This window comes from Nonomuraea sp. NPDC005692 (assembly GCF_040631115.1).
Lineage (GTDB): Bacteria > Actinomycetota > Actinomycetes > Streptosporangiales > Streptosporangiaceae > Nonomuraea.
This window is the reverse complement of record NZ_JBEXYU010000046.1, coordinates 1-19973: the sequence shown is the minus strand read 5'-3', so window position 1 is coordinate 19973 and position 19973 is coordinate 1. Positions and strand designations below refer to the sequence as shown.

At 72.2% G+C, this 19973-nt stretch carries 18 protein-coding genes and 1 pseudogene; 13 read left to right on the top strand and 6 right to left on the bottom strand.

Translation table 11 applies throughout. From position 1 onward, the window contains the following. The first annotated feature begins 61 nt into the window (after window positions 1-61). Window positions 62-3289: a BTAD domain-containing putative transcriptional regulator gene (locus ABZ459_RS48060; RefSeq protein WP_357986627.1), complete on the top strand. Its 3228-nt coding sequence runs from the start codon at window positions 62-64 to the stop codon at window positions 3287-3289. A 67-nt stretch (window positions 3290-3356) separates the two neighbouring features. On the opposite strand, the gene ABZ459_RS48055 is transcribed toward ABZ459_RS48060, so the two are convergent. Then, window positions 3357-4064: an MBL fold metallo-hydrolase gene (locus ABZ459_RS48055; protein WP_357986625.1), complete on the bottom strand. Its 708-nt coding sequence runs from the start codon at window positions 4062-4064 to the stop codon at window positions 3357-3359. 156 nt (window positions 4065-4220) lie between these two features. On the opposite strand from ABZ459_RS48055, the gene ABZ459_RS48050 reads away from it, so the two are divergent. From ABZ459_RS48050 to ABZ459_RS48035, 4 genes are all read left to right on the top strand, one after another. Then, window positions 4221-4472, top strand: a complete 252-nt coding sequence (locus ABZ459_RS48050; protein WP_357986623.1) for a hypothetical protein — start codon at window positions 4221-4223, stop codon at window positions 4470-4472. Next, on the top strand, window positions 4469-4906 hold the full coding sequence (locus ABZ459_RS48045; protein WP_357986621.1) for a nuclear transport factor 2 family protein: 438 nt from the start codon (window positions 4469-4471) through the stop codon (window positions 4904-4906). Before ABZ459_RS48050 ends, ABZ459_RS48045 begins: the two co-directional genes overlap by 4 nt. Before the next feature lie 69 nt (window positions 4907-4975). Continuing rightward, a complete protein-coding gene (locus ABZ459_RS48040; protein WP_357986618.1) occupies window positions 4976-5947 on the top strand; it encodes a winged helix-turn-helix domain-containing protein in 972 nt (323 codons plus the stop codon). A gap of 313 nt (window positions 5948-6260) precedes the next feature. Beyond that, window positions 6261-6722 (top strand): hypothetical protein, encoded by a 462-nt coding sequence (locus ABZ459_RS48035; RefSeq protein WP_357986615.1) that lies wholly within the window; start codon window positions 6261-6263, stop codon window positions 6720-6722. Window positions 6723-6903: 181 nt separating this feature from the next. On the opposite strand, the gene ABZ459_RS48030 is transcribed toward ABZ459_RS48035, so the two are convergent. Then, window positions 6904-7329, bottom strand: a complete 426-nt coding sequence (locus ABZ459_RS48030; RefSeq protein ID WP_357986612.1) for a spore-associated protein A — start codon at window positions 7327-7329, stop codon at window positions 6904-6906. 453 nt (window positions 7330-7782) lie between these two features. Between ABZ459_RS48030 and ABZ459_RS48025 the strand changes: the two genes are divergently transcribed. From ABZ459_RS48025 to ABZ459_RS48005, 5 genes are all read left to right on the top strand, one after another. Beyond that, window positions 7783-8781 (top strand): helix-turn-helix domain-containing protein, encoded by a 999-nt coding sequence (locus ABZ459_RS48025; protein WP_357986609.1) that lies wholly within the window; start codon window positions 7783-7785, stop codon window positions 8779-8781. Window positions 8782-8935: 154 nt separating this feature from the next. Continuing rightward, window positions 8936-9547, top strand: coding sequence for an RNA polymerase sigma factor (locus ABZ459_RS48020; RefSeq protein ID WP_357986607.1), 612 nt, complete (start codon window positions 8936-8938; stop codon window positions 9545-9547). Then, entirely contained in the window at window positions 9547-10533 is a 987-nt protein-coding gene (locus ABZ459_RS48015) for a CU044_5270 family protein (RefSeq protein WP_357986604.1), read from the top strand. Before ABZ459_RS48020 ends, ABZ459_RS48015 begins: the two co-directional genes overlap by 1 nt. 156 nt (window positions 10534-10689) lie before the next feature. Further along, the gene (locus ABZ459_RS48010) at window positions 10690-12207 is read left to right on the top strand and encodes an FAD-dependent oxidoreductase (RefSeq protein ID WP_357986601.1); all 1518 of its coding nucleotides are present in this window, start codon (window positions 10690-10692) and stop codon (window positions 12205-12207) included. Next, on the top strand, window positions 12177-12776 hold the full coding sequence (locus ABZ459_RS48005) for a TetR/AcrR family transcriptional regulator (RefSeq protein ID WP_357986599.1): 600 nt from the start codon (window positions 12177-12179) through the stop codon (window positions 12774-12776). The genes ABZ459_RS48010 and ABZ459_RS48005 overlap by 31 nt, the downstream gene beginning before the upstream one ends. Before the next feature lie 148 nt (window positions 12777-12924). On the opposite strand, the gene ABZ459_RS48000 is transcribed toward ABZ459_RS48005, so the two are convergent. Together ABZ459_RS48000 and ABZ459_RS47995 are read right to left on the bottom strand one after the other, a co-directional pair. Next, window positions 12925-13587, bottom strand: coding sequence for a response regulator transcription factor (locus ABZ459_RS48000; protein WP_357986597.1), 663 nt, complete (start codon window positions 13585-13587; stop codon window positions 12925-12927). Then, window positions 13584-14771 (bottom strand): histidine kinase, encoded by a 1188-nt coding sequence (locus tag ABZ459_RS47995; RefSeq protein ID WP_357986594.1) that lies wholly within the window; start codon window positions 14769-14771, stop codon window positions 13584-13586. The genes ABZ459_RS48000 and ABZ459_RS47995 overlap by 4 nt, the downstream gene beginning before the upstream one ends. Window positions 14772-14979: 208 nt before the next feature. Here ABZ459_RS47995 and ABZ459_RS47990 point away from each other — a divergent pair, with 208 nt between their 5' ends. Next, window positions 14980-16449: a serine/threonine-protein kinase gene (locus ABZ459_RS47990; RefSeq protein WP_357986591.1), complete on the top strand. Its 1470-nt coding sequence runs from the start codon at window positions 14980-14982 to the stop codon at window positions 16447-16449. A gap of 211 nt (window positions 16450-16660) precedes the next feature. On the opposite strand, the gene ABZ459_RS47985 is transcribed toward ABZ459_RS47990, so the two are convergent. Continuing rightward, window positions 16661-17689 (bottom strand): hypothetical protein, encoded by a 1029-nt coding sequence (locus ABZ459_RS47985; protein WP_357986588.1) that lies wholly within the window; start codon window positions 17687-17689, stop codon window positions 16661-16663. Further along, window positions 17686-18165: a SigE family RNA polymerase sigma factor gene (locus tag ABZ459_RS47980; RefSeq protein WP_357986585.1), complete on the bottom strand. Its 480-nt coding sequence runs from the start codon at window positions 18163-18165 to the stop codon at window positions 17686-17688. The genes ABZ459_RS47985 and ABZ459_RS47980 overlap by 4 nt, the downstream gene beginning before the upstream one ends. Window positions 18166-18258: 93 nt before the next feature. On the opposite strand from ABZ459_RS47980, the gene ABZ459_RS47975 reads away from it, so the two are divergent. Together ABZ459_RS47975 and ABZ459_RS47970 are read left to right on the top strand one after the other, a co-directional pair. Then, window positions 18259-19155: a hypothetical protein gene (locus ABZ459_RS47975; RefSeq protein WP_357986582.1), complete on the top strand. Its 897-nt coding sequence runs from the start codon at window positions 18259-18261 to the stop codon at window positions 19153-19155. 502 nt (window positions 19156-19657) lie between these two features. After that, window positions 19658-19973 (top strand): annotated as a pseudogene (locus tag ABZ459_RS47970) (hypothetical protein); the annotation flags it as partial.

Genomic DNA, 19973 nt, shown 5'->3' with positions numbered 1-19973 from the left:
TGGAAGGGATTTGGAGGGCCTTTGGAGGTCATTTGGAACGTCCGCATACGATGTGCAGATCATGGTCTTCATCCGGGTTCTGGGCGCTCTCGAGGCCGAGGTCGGCGGCGAGCCGGTTCCGCTGGGCGGGCCGCGGCAGCGGGGTGTGCTGGCGTTGCTGGTGGCGGCGCGTGGGCAGGTCGTGCCGGTCGACCGGATGATCGAGGATCTGTGGCGTGGGGAGCCGCCGGCTCGGGCGTTGCTGTCCCTGCAGGCGTACGTGTCCAACCTGCGTCGGTTGCTGGAGCCTGGACGTCCGCCGCGTTCGCCGGCCCGGCTGCTGGTGAGCGCGGCGCCGGGTTATGCGTTGCGGCTGCCGTCGGAGGCGGTGGACGCGTGGCGGTTCGAGGGTCTGCTGGGCCGGGCGCGTACGGACACCGACCCACGCACCGCGCAGGCTCGGCTCGCCGAAGCGCTGGGGTTGTGGCAGGGACCGGCGTTCGCCGAGGTCGCCGACGAGCCGTGGGCCGCCGCCGAGACGGCCCGGTTGAACGAGCTGCGGTCGGTGGCCGCGGAGCTGCATGTGGCGGCGGGTCTGCGCATCGGCGATCCGGCTGCGGTGGTTCCCGAGGCCGAGCGGCTCACCCGCGACGAGCCGCTTCGGGAGGAGGGCTGGCGGTTGCACGCCTTGGCGTTGTGGAGCAGTGGTCGCCAGGCGGACGCGCTGGCGACGCTCCGCCGTGCCCGCGGCGTTCTCGCCGAGGAGCTCGGGCTCGATCCCGGTCCTGAGCTGGCGGCGCTGGAGGAGGCGATCCTCACCCAGCGCACGGAGGTCCTGCGTGCGACCGTGCCGGCGCTGAGCGCCCCGCTGCCGCAGGTGGCCCCCGTCGGGGGGACGGATCCGGTCGTCGAGGCGCCGTTCGTCGGACGCGAGGCACAGCTGTCGGCGCTGGTCACGGCCGCCGACGAGGCCGTCGCCGACGGAGTCCGCGTCGCTCTGGTCACCGGCGAGGCCGGGCTCGGCAAGTCGACGTTGCTGGACCACCTCGGCCGGCGGCTCGAACGTGAGGGGTGGCTGGTGGCGGTGGGCCGCTGCCCGGAGGTCCACGGCGCGCCGCCCGCGTGGGCCTGGACCGAGGTGCTGGGAGCCGTCGCCGCTTCAGCGTCTCCGGGCGAGTTCGGGCACGATCTTGCGCCGCTGCTCGCCGATGCCGAGCCGGTGAAGGCCGACGCCACGGCTGGACGGTTCCGCCTGCGCCGGGCCGTGTGGAGGTGGCTCGCGGCGGTCGCCTCGGGGCGTCCGGTCGCCGTCGTGCTGGATGACCTGCACTGGGCGGACGCCACCACGCTGGAGCTGCTCGGCGGCTGTCTCGGCCTGCGGGCCCCGATCCTGGTCGTCGCCGCATACCGCGCGGACGAGGGCGGGCGGCTCAGTGAGACGCTGGCCTCCCTCGCGCGCGCCGCGCCTCTCCGTCTGGCGCTGCCGGGGTTGGACGGCGAGGCCGTCGCGCGGCTCGTGCGGGCCGAATGTGCGGCCGATGACGAGACCGTCGCGGGGATCGCCGAGCGTACTGGCGGCAACCCGTTCTACGTGCGTGAGAGCGCCCGGTTGCTGAACGGCGAAGGTGCGCTGGTCGCCCTCTCCGAGGTTCCCGAAGGCGTACGGGACGTCCTGCGTCGCCGGCTCGCGCGCCTGCCGGAGGGAGGCGTGTCGGTCCTGCGGCTGGCCGCGGTGGCGGGCCGGGAGAGCTCGGTGGACGTCCTGGTCAAGGCCGCCGACACCGACGAGGACGGGGTGCTGGACGCGCTGGACGCGGGTGTCATCGCCGGGCTGCTCGACGAGCCCGGTCCCGGCCTGGTCCGCTTCGTGCACGCCCTGGTCAGGGACACGCTCATCGCGGACCTGAGCAGGTTGCGCGCCACCCGGATGCATGCCCGGATCGCCGCCGCTCTCGAGGGGACCGACGACATCGCGGCGCTGGCCCATCATTTCGCGCGCGCCGGCTCGCCGAAGGCCGTCGGTTACTGCGTGCAGGCCGCCGAGCTTGCCGAGGCCCGCTACGCCCACGACGTGGCGGCCGACCTCCTGGCCGACGCGGTCGCCAACTCGACGGGGCCGGACGAACGCGTCGAGTTGCTCGGCAGGCTGCTGCGCGCGCAGATCCGGTCGGGGGCCGTCGCGGCCGCCCGCGAGACGCGCCGTGAGGCCGTGGAGTACGCGGAGTCCTTGGGGCGTGACGACCTGATGATCGCCGCTTTCACCGCGTGGACGGAGCCGACCCCGTGGCAGGCCCGTACGTACGGCACGGTGGATCGGCCCGTCGTCGATCGCCTGAGTCGGCTGCTGAAGCGTGATCTGCCCCCTTCTGTGCGATCCCGGCTCCTGTCGGCGTACGCGCACGAGCTGATCGGCGAGGACGATCCGACCGTTGTGGAGGCGGCGCGGGAGGCGCTCGATCTCGCCACCGGGCCCCGGTTGCGGGCGGCGGCGCTCGAGATCCTGGCCGAGGCCCAGGGGGACGCCGGGTTGTGCCGGGAGCTGGTGGAGATCGGCGTCGAGCACGACCTGCCGGTCTATCGTGTCTCCGGGCTGCTCAACCATGCCGGCGTCGCCGCTGCCGCCAACGATCCGGTGACCATGCGCCGGGTGATCAGCGAGGCGCTGGAACTCGCGCGTGCCTACCGGATGCGCGAGGCGATCGCGGTCGCGGAGATCACGCTGGCGGGTCTGGCGCTCATCGAGGGCCGGTTCGCCGACGCCGAAGCCCTCTACGTCGAGGCCGGCGAGGGCATGCGGCGCATCGGGTCGGTGCACGCCGCGGGTTTTCTCCAGCTCGCCCTGGCCACGATCCGGCTGAACGAGGGCACGCTCAGCGGGCATCTGGAGGAGGTGCGTGCCCTTCACGCTGTGCTCGGCTCCATGACGTCCGACCTGCTGGCGCTCGCCCTTGACGCCAACGGCCTGGATGCCGAAGCCCGAGAGGTCCGTACGCCACCCGGTCCGATTCGTCGAGACTTCTTCTTCACCTTCCTCACCACGTTGCGTGCGATGGCCGTCATGGCCCTGAACGACCGGGACGCCGCCGAGGAGATCTACGAGACGCTGCTTCCGTACCGTGACGGTCCTCCGGCGGGTGCCGAGAGCCTGGCGATGGCGCTGCGCCCGGTCGCCCACACCCTCGGTGAGCTGGCCGTCTTCCTCGGCCACGACGACGAGGCTGCCGCCCACTTCGCCCAGGCCGCCGCCGTCGCCGACCGGTGGAACGCACCCCACTGGGCCGCCGAGGCCCGCTCGCGAACGCCGTCGTAGGCGGCCATCGCGGGGGCGTTGTTGCAGGTGCGGATTGACCAGGGTGACGTGCGTCACTGTCGCGTGTTCAGCCGTTTCTGACGGCCTCGCTCACCTGGGCAGGGGAGGTGCGCCAGGGGGCGCCGTGGCCGGGGAGCACCCAGGAGGCGGACAGGCCGGCGAGGCGGTCCAGGGAGGACAGGGCGGTGGCGGGGTCGTCGGTGAAGGGGGCGGGCTGCGGGCCTGAGCGTCCGGTGAGGACGTGCCGGGTGGTCAGGGCGTCGCCGACGAAGATCGCGTCGGCGACGGGCACGTGCACCGCGACGCTGCCCGGTGAGTGTCCCGGCATGCCCACGATGACCGGCTTTCCGGGCAGGTCCAGGACGTCGCCGTCGGCGATCTCGGTGACTTCGCTGACGTAGCGGGTGCGCAGGCCGTTCTTGCGGATGGAGTAGGCGAAGAAGCCGAGGGTCGGGCCGAGGCGCATGGGGCCCGGCGCGGTTTTGGGCTTCTCCCCGGTGCGGGTGCGGACGGCGTCGCCGGCGTGCACGAACACGGGGACGCCGTGTTCGCTGCGCAGGAGTTCGGCGAAGCCGATGTGGTCGGAGTCGCCGTGGGTCAGCACGAGTCCGCGGATGTCGTCGACCGTCTTGCCCAGCGTGCGGAGTTCGGCCTGCAGGTCCTGCCAGTGGCCGGGCAGTCCCGCGTCGATCAGGGTGATGCCTTCGTCGGTGTCGACGAGGTAGCAGGCCACGACATCGTTACCGAGGCGGTGGAGGTGAGGTGCGAGCTTCATGAGCTTCCCCAGGGTTGACGTGGTCGAGAGTCCCGGCCGGAGGACGTTGCGGGCGTCGCTCCGTTATGAGAGCAATGCTCTCGCGGACAGGTGCTCCGCGTCAAGAGCACTGCTCTCCGTCGCTTGGCCGGTGGCACCTCGGGTCTGGGGGGCGGGATGAGGAGCTGGCCGAGGTCGCGCGGCTGCTCGATCGGGCGCGGGCGGGTCAGAGCGGCGTCCTGGTCCTGCGTCGGCATCATCGTGCCGCCGGGTTACACCGACCCCGTCCAGTTCAGGTCCGGCAACCCCTACGGCGCCTCGCGCGTGGCCGGCGACGGTCCGCCCGCCGAGGTGACCCTGCAGGCGGCCGGCCACCAGGCCCGCCGCGTCGCCGAGACGGCGGCCGCGCTCAAGGCCGGGCGGCGATGATGTCGAGCGAGTTCGAGATCAGGGCGCTGCTGGAAGTCCGGGCCGAAGCCTGCCAGGTGAAGGACGTCGATCGGTTGCTGCGGCTCTACGCTCCCGACGTCGTCTACTACGACGTCGTTCCGCCGATGAGATTCGCCGGGCTGGATGAGGTTCGCGGCAACTTCGTCCGCTGGTTCGACGAGTACGACGGCCCGATCGCGTTGGAGACGCGCGAGCTGGTGGTCGCGGCGGGCGGGGAGGCCGCGTTCGCGCACATGCTCCATCTGGACAGCGGGAGGCGCGGGAACGGCCTGCGGACCTCGATCTGGGTCAGGTCGTCCCTCGGTCTCCGGCGCACGGAACAGGGCTGGCTGATCACGCATGAGCACGTCTCGGCGCCGATCGACCCGGCGACCCTGCAGGCATGGTTCCCGCCGGACGGCGAGCCGGTCTGACGTCTACGCGCCCGCCGGGGAGGCGTTCTTCTTGGCTGGAGGGAGCCGGCTCGGTGAGAATCCATCGTCATGATCCGTGTGCACTTCTCCGACGCCGACCTGCGCAAGATCACGTTCGCGCCGGCTCCCAATGCTCTGTGGGAGACGGTGCTGAGTGTGCGCCTCCTGCTCGGCGCGCCGACGAGCAGGAGCTGGACGCGGCCCGGAGCGCGCCGGTTGTTCCGGCAGATGGGAGGGAGCCTGGCCGAGCGGGCGGGGGTGCTGGCTCCCTTGGTTCCGCCGAGGAGTTCGGTGCCGGCGTTCCTGCTCCAGCCGGACGCCGGTGACTTCGCCGCCGGTGTCGAGCTGGCCAGTCGGACGCCGAGCTCCTATCTGGCGGTCGATCTGGGCGCGTTGTCGCCCGCCCAGCGGGCCGGGCGCTGGGCGCGGGACCTGGCCGAGGGCAGCCGCGGGGCGCGCCAGACCCTCGCCGACGACCTGCGCGGCTACTTCGGCTCGTCGGTGGAGCCTCTGTGGTCGCAGATCCAGGCCGAGGCCGGCGCCGACCGTGCCCTGCGCGCCGAGACCCTGCTGCGCGGCGGGGTGGACGCCCTGCTGGCCACGCTGCATCCCGGGTGCCGCTGGCGGCCGCCGACCCTGCACATCCCGATCGACGGCGAGCACGACGTCGCGCTGTGCGGGCGGGGGCTGCTGCTGATCCCGTCCTACTTCGCGCCCCGGCCGATGGTGATGTACCGGCCGGACGCGGCCACGGTGCTGGTGTATCCGATCTGCGCCACGGGCCGGTCCGCCGGCGCGGACGACGTGCTCGTGCCCCTGCTGGGCCGTACCCGTGCGGCGGTGCTGGGCACGTTGCGCAGCCCGGCCACCACCACGTTCGTGGCCGAACGCGTCGGTGTCTCCCTCGGCTCCGCCAGCCAGCACACCACGGTCCTGCGCAACGCCGGACTCATCTCGACCGTCCGCACGGGCAGCTCGGTCCTGCACACCCTGACGCCGCTCGGAGAAGCCCTCCTGAACGGCTCCCCGGACGCCTGCTGACGGCCGCTCCCGCCATCGCCGCTCCGGCCGCGCACACCCAGGTCACGTCCCAGGTGCCGGGGCAACGACACGCGCATCAAGGTCGACCTGTGGTTCCTGCGCCGCTGGGGCGGCGGCGAGAAGATCGCCACGTCCGGCACGTGGCCCTGCAGCGGCAAGTACGGCATCGTCCGCATCGGCAACGCCGGGCACTCCCTGTACTGGGCGGCCTTCTCCCTCAGCAAGAAGCACACGGTCGAGTACTGGGTGCGGTAATCATCCATGGTTCGATGCTCGTCCGGCGGGGACGGGCGCCGGCTTCTATCCTCGTGGGATGGCTCTGCAAGATCGACTCGCCGCCCTGGACGCCCTTCTGGCCCGCCCTTTCCCGCAGACGGAGGAACGGGAGAGCGCCTCGCCGGACGTGTGGGAGGGATATCGTTCCAGCGGGCCGGACCACCACGTGTGCTATCTGGTGGCCAGCCGGGACTTCTGGGACGACCGCGGCGAGGAGGTCGTCGAGGCGGCCCAGGCGGAGATCGACGCCGCCCTCCAGGAACTGGTGACCGCCCTGACCAGGCGCTGGGGCGCTCCCCGGGTGGTCGATCTCTGGCGCCGTGCGGAGACCGAGGACCCGGCACCCGCGCCGCTGGACGAGCTCGGCCAGCTCACCGACACCATGCTGGTCTGGCGGCGCCCGGACACCGACCGATGGGTCGCGCTCGCCGTCGGTCAGGCCGATCCGGAGTTCCCCGTTCTGCTGCTCGCGGCGGTCGGTGAGACGTCGCTGGACTGACTCGCCGTGCAGCCGGCGCGACGAGGGAGGCCCGCCGCAGGGGCGGGCTTCCGGTCGTGCGGTTCGACGCTCAGTGCGTCATCGACGCGGACGTCAGTGATGACGCACTGAGCCGTCGGAGCCCGTGGTGTACGCCAGTGCCCTCGACCCTGGGGTACGGGCTCAGCCGGTCGGGACGGTCTCAGCCGCAGTGCACGTTGTCGAGCTTGACGCTCGTCCACGACGGTGAGATGCCCTCGACGTCGATGCACTGCCCGGCCGCCGAGACGTACACGGGGCCGGCGTAGTACTGGTAGTTTCCGGCGTCGCTGTCCTTGCCGCTGCCGTCGCCCCTGGAGATCACGACGCCCTTCCAGCTCGTGGTGTTGGCGTAGGGGCCGTCGCCATAGGTGAGTGCGCAGTTCTTGCCGGTGCCGGAGCTGTAGTACACCTCCAGGATGCCGGTACGGTACCCGTACTTCTCGATGCCGATGTTGTAGACGCCGACCCGGGTGTAGCCGCTGCCGCAGGGGCCGGCCGCGCCGGCCGGGGCGGCGGTCGCCGCCAGCGTGGTCGCGGCGGTCAGGGCCGCGCCCGCCAGGAGGGTCGCCAGCTTGCGTGCTCGCACGAAGATCCCTTCGGTTGCTCAGTGTTGTGATCTTGAGTACCACTGGCTCACTTCTGCTACACGCGACTCGTGATCAATGTGATAGTTCGCACAAATCGGCGGGCCGTCAGGCGGCGCCTGGCCCTGCTCGAAGCTCCAGGCCGGGAACCCGGCTCGGCGTTCAGCCGCCGGTGCCCGGCCAGTAGTCCTCCTTGGCGGCTGCCGGGCCGGCGGCCAGGGCGAGTCCGGTTGCGGTCAGCAGCCCGATCGTGGCCAGTTCGAGCGTTGTCCTGGTCATGCCGTCACCTCTCGTCAGTCCGATGCGTGTTTCTCCCGAGCGGCAGAGGCTAGGCGGAGTCCTGCCGCAGCGGGCCGAGCGTGCGGCCGTCCGGCCCCGTCGCCGCCCGGCGGGTCAACGGCCACCGTCGATCAGGTTTTGATCTGTCTGTGATCTTGGCGGCCGAGGATGCGATCATGATCAAGGGGACCTTGCGGATCATCTTCACCGGCGAGGACCTGGCCCGCGTGCGTATCGCCGGCCGGGTGGACATGATGTGGGAAATGGCGCTCAGCCTGCACATCCTGCAACGTCCAGGCGGGGCGAGGGCGCTGTCCGGCTGGCGGCGGCAGGCCCGCACGGACTTGGCCGACGCGGGGTTGCTCAAGCCGGTGCGGGAGCGGCTGGTGCCGCTGGTGCCGATCAAGGCGTACTTCCCCGACTTCCTGACCCCGTACGAGTCGATGAGCGGGTTCCGGCAGGGCCTGGACGTCCTGGCCGACACCCCGTCGGCGCGGGTGCGGCACGAGGTCGACCGGTTGCGCCCGCACGTGCCCGTGCCCGCGACGCTGGACGACCTGGCCCGCGGCAACCGGCGCTCCGTCCGCGGCCTGGCCCGGCTGAGCGAGCGGTACTGCCAGGTCGCCTTCGGCTCCCGCCGCACCACGATGGAGGACGCCCTGGGACGTGAGCGCGCCAGGCTGACCCGCCTGCTCACCGACCAGGGCGTGGATGCGATGCTCGCCGCCCTCGGGCCGTCGATGCGGTGGCGGCCGCCGGTGCTGGAGGCCGACTACGCCACCGGCCGGTACGAGATCCACCTGCAAGGCCGCGGCCTGACGCTCATCCCCTCCTACTTCGGGCGCTTCACCCCGGTCGCGATGGCCGACACCAGCCTGCCGCCCGTCCTGGTGTTCCCCATCCAGCACGAGACGCCCGCCCCCGAACCCGAACCCGACGACGCGCTGCCCGACCTGCTCGGCGCCACCCGGGCCCGCGTCCTGCGCTGCATCGCCGCCACCACCGGCTGCACCACCAGCGAACTCGCCCGCAGGACCGGCGCCTCGCTGTCGTCGGCCAGCGCGCACGCCCAGGTGCTGCAGCGGGCCGGGCTCATCACCAGCACCCGGCACGCCAACATGGTCATCCACCAGCTCACCCGGCTGGGTGGCGACCTGATCCACCGGCAGCAGTGACCGCACCCCGTCATCCGGGCCGGCGGTCCCGACGAGATCCTGGATGGAACCTTTCTCCCGCATGCGGATAAGTACCGTCGTGACATCCCTTCCACACGATGAACCCGTCCTGGCAGGTCCTCCGGCGGACGCGCGAGCGCCGCTTCGGGCGGACGTGTCAGCACCGGTCCAGCCGACGGTCTCGACAGCCCTCGAAGCGCCCGCGCCGGACTCGGCGGTCATCGAAGCGTCGCTGATCGAGCCGGAGCGTTTCGCCGAGTTGTTCGAGCGGCACGCCGCCGTCCTGCATCGCTACGTCGTCCGGCGTCTCGGTCCCGATCAGGCCGAGGACGTGGTGGCCGAGACGTTCACCAGGGCGTTCGAGAAGCGGCACAAGTACGCCCTGGATCGCCAGGACGCCCTGCCGTGGCTGTACGGCATCGCCACGAACATCATCGGCACCCATCGAAGGGCGGAGATCCGCGGATATCGCGCGCTGGCCCGAACCGGGGAGGACCCCGTGGCGGTCGCCTTCGACGAGCGGGTGGTCGCCCGCGTCTCCGCCTCGGAGACCCGCAGACCGCTGGCGGCCGCGCTGGCCGGGCTGGGCAAGGGCGAGCGCGACGTCCTGCTGCTGGTCTCCTGGGGCGACCTCAGCTACGAGGAGACGGCGCAGGCGCTGAACGTGCCCGTCGGCACCGTGCGGTCCCGGCTGTCCCGCGCCCGCCGCAAGATCGCGCACGCACTGGGCGGCAGCAACCCCACCGACGTGATCGAGGAGGTCTGATGAACGATCTGGACATGGTCCGCGACCTGCGGTCCGAGGTGCGGCAGAGCGAAGCGGGCGATCTGTGTCACGCCCGGCGGCGGATGATGGCCGCGCTGGCTCCGGAGCCGCCGGCCCGCCGGGTCCGGCGCATGGTGCTGCGCGTGGCGGCCGTAGGCGCGTTCGGCGCCACGATCGCGGCAGGCGTCACGGTGGTGCAGAGCCTCGGCACGGATGGCCCGGGGACGGAGGCCACCGGCGCCCCGGCATGGCTGCCGGTGGCGAACGCGGAGACCCTGGCCAGGCACGCGACGGCGGCGGCGGCCGGCCAGCCGGACGTCTACCCGCGAGCCGACCAGTGGGTCTACGTCAAATGGGACAGCTACACCTCGCCCAGGCTGATGGCCAAAGCCACCGCGCCACCGGCCGGCGCAGGCCGGACCCGCTCGCGGGAGACCGTCGAGAGATGGACGCGGGGGGACGGCGAGGAAAGGGCCATGCGGGACGAGAACAGCGACACGATCAAGCGCCGCCGAGGCGGCGCGGATCCCCGTCTGCGGTTCGACCCCGCCTATCTGCGCTCGCTCCCGCTGGAGCCGTCCGCCCTGGCCGAACGCCTGAGGAAGGACACGAGTGAGATCGATCTGCCGCAGGCGCGGGCGGTGTCCCATCAGATCCTGAGCATCCTGGAGGAAGGCGCACCGGCGGCTCGCCTGCGGGCCGCCCTCTACACCGTCCTCTCCCGGCTGGACGACGTCGGCGTGGAGACGGTGCGCGACCTGCTGGGCCGACAGGGCGTGGCGATCTACACGCGCGACGACGACGGGGTCCGCCAGGAAGTCATCATCGATCCGAACACCTTCGACCTGCTCGGGGCACGCCGAATCTACGTCGGCGGCGCCAAGTCGCCCGACCCGTACTACAGCGGGTTGCCCGAGGGCGAAGTGATCACCTCCAGGGCCCGGGTGTCCGTCGGCATCGTCGACGATGCGGGGGACCTTCCGTAATCGAGCCCTTGGCCGGTGCCCGTGACGAGGGCCGGGCACCGGCCGGCGAGCGTAAGGGGAGCTCCCCGCAGTGGTCGCCCCCGTGGTTCCCCACCACACTTCCCTACCCGTGGGCCCCCTTCCGGACTTAGTAATCGGTACCGTATCGTTTACTAAGTGACTGACACCGTACTCATCGTGGGCGCCGGCCCCACCGGGCTGGCCCTGGCCGTCCACCTGGCGTTACACGACATCCCCGTCCGCGTCATCGACGCCGCCCCCGCCCCCGCCACCACCTCCCGCGCCCTCGGCCTGCAACCACGCGGCATCGAGGTCCTGGAACGTATCGGCGCGCTCGGCGACCTGCCCCAGCGCTCCCGGTCCTCGCTCAACATGTCCTACAACGAGGGCACGCGCACCGTGCTGCGCCTTCACGTCGGCCAAGCCGTCGCCGACCAGCCGAAACAGACCCTGCTGATCTCGCAGGCCGAGGTCGAGAGCGCGCTGCGGCAACGTCTGGCCGAACTGGGCGGCCATGTGGAGTGGGACACCCGGCTGGCCGCGGCCCGGCAGGACGACACCGGCGTCACCGCCACCGTCCAGACGGCCGACGGCGCCGAGCGCCGCATCGAGACCGACTGGCTGATCGGCTGTGACGGCGCGCACAGCACCGTACGCAAGCTCGCCGGCATCGGCTTCCCCGGCCGCAAGCTCCTCGAACGCCTGCTGATGGTCGACGTGCGGGCCCAGTGGCCGCTGGACAGGAACGGCAGCACGACCTGGATGGAGGCCGGTCACATGCTGTCGGTCACCGCGCTGCCCGACGACACCTGGCGGGTGTTCACCGAACCACCGCCGCAGCTGCCCGACCAGCTGTCCGAACGCGAGATCGGCGACCGGGTGCTGGGCGAGTTCTCCCGCCGCAGCGGGATCGGCCTCGACACGGTCACGGACGTCCGCTGGGCCTCGGAGTTCCGCATCCACCGCCGGCTGGCCGACGCCTACCGGCGCGGCCGGATCCTCCTGGCCGGCGACGCGGCGCACATCCAGAGCCCCACCGGCGGCCAGGGACAGAACACCGGGCTGGGCGACGCGGAGAACCTGGCCTGGAAGCTGGTGCTGGTCGCCCGCGGCCGCGCCGACCAGCGGCTGCTCGACACCTACGAAGGCGAACGACGGCCGCTGGCCCGCAAGGTCCTGCGCGCCACCAGCACCGCCGTGGACATCATGTTGCCGCACGCCCCCTGGAAACGCCTGCTGCGCGACAACGTCGTCCTGCCGGTCGTCCGGCTGCCCGCGGTGCAGCGCCGGCTGTGGCTGGCCGCCTCCCAGCTCGGCATCAGCTACCGAGGCGGACCGCTGGCCTCGGCCGTCCACCGGTGGATGCCCGGACTGCGTCCCGGCGACCGGATGCCCGACCTCACCTGCCGGCGTCCCGACGGCGGCAGCACCACCCTGCACGCCGCCGTCGGCGGACGCTGGGTCGTGCTCGCCGCTGATCAGCACGTCGCCGCCCGCCACGCCGAGGCCGCCGCGGCGCAACTGGGCGCCGACCTGATCGTCGCGCTCACGCCGGTCGAGCCCGGCTCGCCCGACGTGACGCTGATCCGCCCTGACGGGCACATCGGTTGGCGTGACCATCCGGCACCCGACAGACTGACCGCATGGCTGAACCAGGTGCTGTGGCCGGCGTAGAACGCCACGGCCGTCCACGCGATCCGGAGAACGACGCCGCCATCCTCGACGCGGCGCTGGACCTGCTGATCGAACGCGGCGCGGCGGGTACCAGCATGGAAGCGGTCGCCCAACGCGCCGGGGTGGCGAAACTGACCGTCTACCGGCGCTGGCGAGTCAAGGAGGACCTCCTGATGGCCGCCCTGGAGCACGCCCGTGCCCCTGACATGGACGCCGCCCCCGCCGGGCAGTCGATCGACGAGCTGATCTCGTCCGTCGCCGAGCTTCTCAGCCGTCCCCGCTTCCGCGCGCTGATGGCCCGCGTCATCGGCGCCTCGGTCGACCACCCGAAGCTGGTGGCCGCCTACACCGAGCGCTACCTGCGGCCACGGCTCAACGCCGTGGCCCACGTCGCGCAGCAGGCCGTCGAGGCCGGTCATCTTCCGGCGGGCACCGACCCGGGCGTCATCCAGGACGTCCTGGCCAGCTCGATCGGATCCGTCCTGCTCCAGCATGCCGACGATGTGACCGCCGTACAGATCGAGCAACGGCTGCGGAATCTGTTGCGCCACATCGGATACCGGCCCTGACACCGCGCGGCCGCCGTCCCGCCCCTACCCGCCGGTACGTTCCGTCAGGGCCGCGCCGGTGGGCTGGACGCGCTTCCTCCCGTCACGGCGGAAGCACCGGAGTCGGCGACCGAACGCGACCGCCTCCAGCACCCCTGGGGACGGGATCTCAGGCGGGCAGATCGTCGCGGCCCACGAGCCCGTTCTCGTAGGCGTGGATCACCGCGTGCACGCGGTCGCGCAGGCCCAGCTTCTGCAGGACGGCCCGGACGTGCGACTTCACGGTGTTCTCGCTCAGCACCAGCTCCGCGCGGATCTCGGCGTTGGACCTGCCGCGGGCGAGCAGGCCGAAGATCTCGACCTCGCGTGGGGTGAGGCCGTCCAGGGCCGCCGTCCTGCGCACCGGCGTCTGCCGGACGAGATCGAGGATCGTCGCGGCCACCCCCGGGGCCAGCGCCGACGTGCCGGACGCGACGTCGCACACCGCCTGGGCCAGGGCGGCGGGCCGGACGTCCTTGGTCAGATAGCCGCTGGCGCCGGCCCGGACGGCCGCCACGACCAGTTCGTCGTCGTCGAACGTCGTCAGCATGAGCACCCGGGTCGCCGGAGCGATCCGCACGATCTCCGCCGTGGCGGCGACGCCGTCCATGCGCGGCATGCGGATGTCCATCAGCACCACGTCGAGGCGGTGCCGCCGGACGACCTCGACCGCCGCGCCGCCGTCGGCGACGTCGTGGGTGACCTCGATACGTTCGTCGGCCGACAGCACCGTGCGCAGCGAGGCGCGCAGCAGCTCCTGGTCGTCGACGAGCATGACCCGGATCGCGCTCATGCCCCCTCCTTCGTGGGCAGCCGCGCCCGCAGCACCCATCCGTCGTCCCCGTCGTCGATCGACAGTGTGCCGCCCGCGGTACGCACCCGTTCCTCGATCCCCATCAAGCCGGTCCCCTGGCCGCCGCCGCCGCGAAGCGCGCTGCCGCCGTCGTCGCGGACCTCCACCACCATCTCGGCCGGGCTCCAGCGCAGGTCGACGCTCACCGCGACCGGCGGTTCGAGGTGGCGCAGCGCGTTGGTGATGCCCTCCTGCACGGTCCGGACCGCCGCGACCTCGGCACTGAGGCTCAGCGGTCGTCGCTCGCCCGCCTCGGCGAAGGTCACCGCGTGCAGCGGGCTCGCCGCCGAGGCGACGAGGTCGGGCAGGACGTCGAGCGAGATCGGGACCTGACCGGACCGGGAACCGGTGCCCGGCGCCACCGTGGTCGCGCGCCCGCTGGCCGGGCCCAGGGTGGCCAGCATCGCGCGCAGCCCCTGGTGGGCGTCCCGGCCGGTCTCGGCGATGTCGCCGAGTTCGCGCCGGGTCGCCGCATCCGACGTCGTCACCGCCGCGGCCTCGATTCGCGCGACCATGACGGTGACCGTGTGGGCGATCACGTCGTGCAGGTCGCGGCGGATGCCGGCCCGTTCGTCGGCGATCGCCGCGGCCAGCCGTTCGCCCTCGGCCCGGCGGGCGGCCTCCCGCCTGCGCCGTACCAGCAGGGCCGCGAGCCACACACCGCCGACCACGAGCATCAGCAGCCCGCCCTCGACCAGGCGGCTCCACACGGGGTCGGCGGGCAGCCGGGCCCACCCCACCAGCTCGGTCAGGACGATCCCGAGCGCGGCGACCGCCAGCGCCGGCACCGAGGACCTGACCGGGACCAGGCCGGTCAGCCGCCACAACGCCAGGGGGAAGCACACCGCCGAGGGCAGCAAGGTCAGCGACCATCCCGGGAAGGGCGTCAGCACCAGGACGAGCATGGCCAGCGCGCCGATCGCGTACCCCGTCCACGGCCGTCGAGCGGCCACCACCGCTCCCGCATGGAGCAGCACGGCGGCGCCCGCCGCGGCGAGGACCTGCCACCAGGCCGCGCCCAGGTGCCGGGCGCCCGCCAGGATGATCACCGTCAGGAGGGCCGGGACCGCGTGCGCCGCCACCGTCGTGGCCGGCCAGGCGCTGCGGCGCTGGGGGGCTGTCACGGTCGGTCGTCGCCTTCCGGTGGGCTCGTGGTGGGGGAGCCGTGCCCGGCTCGACCTGCCACAGGATAGCCAGCGCCCGCGGGCACCCGCCCCCGCGGGCACCCTGCCGCTCCGGGAGCGCGCATATGGATCACGAGTCTGGACATTCGGCAGATACGCGCGAGCACGCATGGATAGGCTGCCACAACTTGATCATCGACGAGGGAGCATGGTGGCCGCGCAGACGCAACCAGGACGTGTGATCGGCGGACGGTACCGGCTGGAGTCCGTTCTGGGAGGCGGGGGCTTCGGACGCGTCTGGAAGGCTCACGACGAGTCCCTCGACGTGTCCGTGGCGGTGAAGGAGGTCTGGCTCCCGTCGGCCACCTCCGACGAGGAGCACGCGCAGCGGCTGCGCCGCGCCGAGCGTGAGGCGCGCAACGCCGCCCGGCTGCGCTCGCATCCGCACATCGTCACCGTCCACGACGTGGTGATCGAGGATCAGGCGCCGTGGATCGTCATGGAACTCGTCGACGGCGGCACCCTCGCCGATCTGATCGCCCGTGACGGCCCCATGGCCCCCGCCGCCGTCACGTCGGCCGCCAAGGGGCTGCTGGAGGCGCTGAGCACGGCACACGCGTCCGGCATCGTGCACCGGGACGTGAAACCGGCGAACGTGCTGATCGCCCGGGACGGCCGCGTGCTCCTCACCGACTTCGGCATCGCCGTGCAACAGGGCGACACCGCCCTCACCAAGAGCGGCGGGCTGATGGGCTCGCTGGAGTACATCGCGCCGGAACGGTTCAACGGCGTGGACAGCGGCGGCGCGGGCGACCTGTACTCGCTCGGCGTGACGCTGTACCAGGCGTTGGAGGGGGTGTCCCCGTTCCACCGGGACACTCCGACGGAGACGCTCACCGCTGTGCTGCTGGGGGAGGCGCCCGTGCCCCGCGCCGCCGGCGGGCTCGGGACGCTGATCACCCGGCTGCTGGACAAGGCCCCGGCCAACCGTCCCACCGCCGCCCAGGCCCTGGCCATGATCGACGCCCTCGGGCAGCCTCGTGTGCCGGCGTCGCCGTTCGCCCCGGCCGGCGCGTCGGCCCGCACCGAGAACGTCCCGCCTCCGCCGCGGCCCACGTTGCTGGAGCAGACGCCCGTCTTCCACGACCCGTCACGGCCCGGCCCCGGCGGGCCGCGGAACCGCAAGCTGCTCATCGCGGGCGGCGCCGGGCTCGTCGTGGCGATCGCCGCGGTCGTCGTCGTCGTGGCCACCTCGGGAGGTGGCGGTCAGACCCCGCAGGCAGGGTCGTCCGGCGCGGCGGAGCGGACGGCGTCCGCCGCCGAGCAGTCCGGCGAGAAGGGCGAGGGGATGCCGCCGGGGTGCGAGAACCAGACCGACGTCATGGAGAAGTGGACCCTGGTCCCGGTCAGCGGCACGGTGCCGCTTCCGCCGACCGAGAACCTCCTCAACGAGATCGTCGACCTGCAGCAGGCCAATCTGGCCAAGGCGGTCCGCCCGGCGCTCAAGGCCGCGTTGCAGAACGACGTCGACACCGCCAAGAAGGCACTCAAGGCGCTTCGCGCCGACGATGTCGACACGTATCGGCAGGCGGTGACGAAGGACAAACTCGGGCACCTGACCGAGATCTCCGACGCGTGCTTCTTCAACAATCTCGGCCCGTCGCAGTCGCCGGGTTGATCTGGGGGGCAGAGAGTTCGTCTGCGTCGTACCTGATGCACGAGGACCTCTTCGGCGACGCGCCCGCCCCGCACCACGGCCGGCCGAGCGAGGCCGAAGGCGGGCCCGCCCGACCGAGGAGGGGCACATGGTGAAGATCTCGACGGCCTTCGTCGCCGTCCTGCTGCCGGCCGTCCTGGGCGGCTGCGGTGCGGTGCGGACCTGGCGGCGATCAGGTGCGCTTGCGGTAGACGGCCATGGCCCAGCGGACCGGGCGATTGGTGTCCTGGCCCCAGATGCCCGCCCGGACGGTGACGGTGACCCGCTTGCCCTTCGGCACGGCGAGCTCGGTCATCGCCATCGGGTACGGGCCGCTCTTCCACTGGCCGCAGGTGGCCGTCATCTCGTCGCCGCCCTCGACCCGGTACGTGAACCACATCCGCCTGGCCAGGTCACCGGTGCAGAGCGCCTCGATGCCGATCTTGCCGCCGTCGCCCCGGACCGTGACCGTGTCCGTCCTGTCCTGCGGCCAGATCCGGTCCTGCGTCGCGCCGGCCAGCTCCCAGCTCGCCAGCCGTCCGGGGAAGGCCTTGAGCGGTTCGGGATCGACCGGCCGCGCGGGAGGGGTCCATTCGTAGACGGCCAGGCTCCAGACCGCCTTGACGGGCTTCGGGGTCACGCACGGCGCCCCCTTCTCCTGCCGCGTACACCCTCCGCCCCTGGTGGTCGTGTCGAACGTCACCGTGACCGGGCCGGCCCCGGCGGGCACCAGCAACGGGACCAGCTCCATGCCCTTCAGACAGGGGGAGAAGGACGGGGAGGCCCCGGAGGCGCCACCCGCCACGGAGATCCTCGGCGCCGTGGCGCCGAACGAGCCGTCGCACCGCGCGGCCACGTCCAGCGGCCTGCCGGTGACCGGGATGGTGACCGACGCCTTCCGTGTGCCCTCCGTCCTGACCGTCGCCGTCGCCAGCCGCCGGTAGGCGGTGCCGTCGTCGGCGGTGAACCGTTCCGGCAGCTCGCGGGCCGGGGCGACGGCGTCGGCCGAGGTCGCCGGCTCGTGCCGCGTCACGGCACCCCCAGGGAGGAGCAGGGAGAGCACGACCGCGCCCGCGGCCACCGTCGCGGCGGCGGACGCCAGGCCCCTGCGCCGCCAGGTGCGGCGCACGCGGCGGCGGATGAGCTCGTGGCGGTCCGGGGTCGCGGGCGCGGGCCCCTCGGCTCGCTCCCGCAACATCTCACGCAGGTCCTGCACGCTCATCGGTACTCCTTCACGATCGACTCGTCCACGCGCAGCTTGGCCAGCGCCTTGGCGGTCTGGCTCTTGACCGTGCCGTCATGGCAGCCGAGGATCCTGGCCACCTCCTGCACCGACAGGTCCTCGTAGAACCGCAGCACGATCACCGCGCGCTGCTTGGCGGGCAGCCTTCCCACCGCGTCCCACAGCTCCTCCCGCCCGGTCCGCTCGGCATCGGCCACCCCCTCGTCGGGCAGCGCGCCGCTCGGCACCTCGCCCCGCCATCGGCGCCGCCACCACGAGGTGTAGGTCGTCACGAGCACCCGCCGCACGTACGCCTCGGGCTCCTCGATGCGCGGCCAGGCGAACCACGCCTTGGCCAGGCATTCCTGGAGCAGGTCCTCGGCCGTTCCCCAGTCGCGGGTCAGCAGGTACGCCATCCGCAGTAACCGGTCGGACCGCGAGGCCACGAAGTTGTGAAAGAGCTTCCTGTCTGGCACACACCTACTGACGCGGTGCCGGCGCGATCAGGTTGCCTGGCCGCACACGATCCTGAAGGGCGGGGTCGCGCCCGTCGCCATTATGATCACCGGGTGCCTTTACCGAGGATCGCGCCGACCCTGCTCGTGCTCACCCTGACGGCCGGATGCGGCGGACAGGACGCGGCGGCGGCCCGGACGCCCGCCGAGGCGGTGGCCCAGCAGGCGAAGGACGGAGCCGGAGTCAAGGTCACCAAGGTCGTCCGGCTGGACTACGGCGAGGCGATACCCACCCCTCCGGCGGAGGACGACGACATCGTGCCGGTCAACATCGGCGAATACAGCGAGAGCCGGACCACCGGGATCCTGCGCCTCGGTGCGGCCGCCTCCGATCTGACCACGACCTTCCACCGGACCAACATCCCCGAGGACCTGAAGAACGTCATCCCGGATGATCTGTCCTCCATGACGACCAGGGCGATCTCGATCGGCGACTCCGGCACCTACGAGCAGCGAGCCGACCGGAGGGACGTTCCCGCCGGCAAGACCTGGCTGCACCACAGCAGCCCCGAGTGCGGGATGGCGGCGCGCGCCGCCGGAGCGCTCGACGCACGCGCGGTCCTGTCCCCCAAGGTGCTGGAGCAGCTCGCGGCGCCCGCGCCCTCCTCCGCCGGGGTCATCGACGCGGTCACCACCGTCGTCCATTCCGGCAGCGCCGCGCAGACCGAGTTCAGCATCCCGGACCAGAGCGGCGACGACCCCGTCATGGCGGCACAACTGCGGGAGCAGTCCCGTTCGGTACGGGTCTCGTGGCAGTTGTGGGTCGGGCCGGACCGGCTTCCCCGCCGGGTCCGTCTCGTCACGGCCACCCCCTCGCCCGAGGAGGGTGTGCCCAGGAGCGCCGTGACCGAGATCGACTTCACCGACTGGGGGAACGACGTGTCCGTCGAGCCCCCGCCGAAGGACCGGGTCCATGAGAGCGGAAGCTGTCTCGACCCGGAACCGTCGTGAACACCGCGGCCGTGCCGAATGCATCCTGGGCGTGAGGTTTCCGTCCGGTGCCGGTTAGACGAAGGTTGCGGGGACGTTGGTGGACGCGCTGAGGCAGGTTCCGGTCCCGCCGAATAGCGGTGACGTCGCCGCCTCTAACGGGCGTCGCTGAGCCGGTCGCCGCCGACCGATACCACCTTCCACGGGCCCGGAATGCCGGACTTTCCCTGCCCGATTGTCGGGCATTACGGCCGTTTTCCGCATGTGGAGGGGTGTGACCAGCGGTAACAGAAATGTCGGTATGCCTACCGATGAACATACGTATTTTCGAGCAGTCAACCAACGCTTAGCGTCTGGCGGCAACAAGGCGAAACGGTCCACTTGCTGTATCCGTCACCCTTTATCACCCCCCCGACCCCCTTCACCTCCGCGCGATCCAGGACACCCCTGACCGCGTGGTGACCCGCGCACGCCCAAAGGCGGCAACGGCCCGAAGGGAGCCCGCCGAAAGGAGCACCACAGCGTGAAACCCAAAGCCTTACTCGCGGCGGTCGCCGGCCTGGCCACGGCCGCGACCCTGACGCTCCCCGCCAGCGCCGCCCCGCCCGGAGCCACCCCCGCACAAGACCCCGGCAGCTCCACGCGAGCCGCGGCAGACCCCGCCTCGCTCGCCGCGGCGGTCGCCGACAAGGCGGTCTCCAGCCAGCTCGACAACCTCAGCAGAGGCCCCGACGAGGCCTACAACCGCCGAGCGGTCACCCCCGGCGCCGGCGACATGTTCTACGTCGCCTACGAGCGCACCTACAAGGGCCTGCCCATGGTCGGCGGCGACGCCGTCG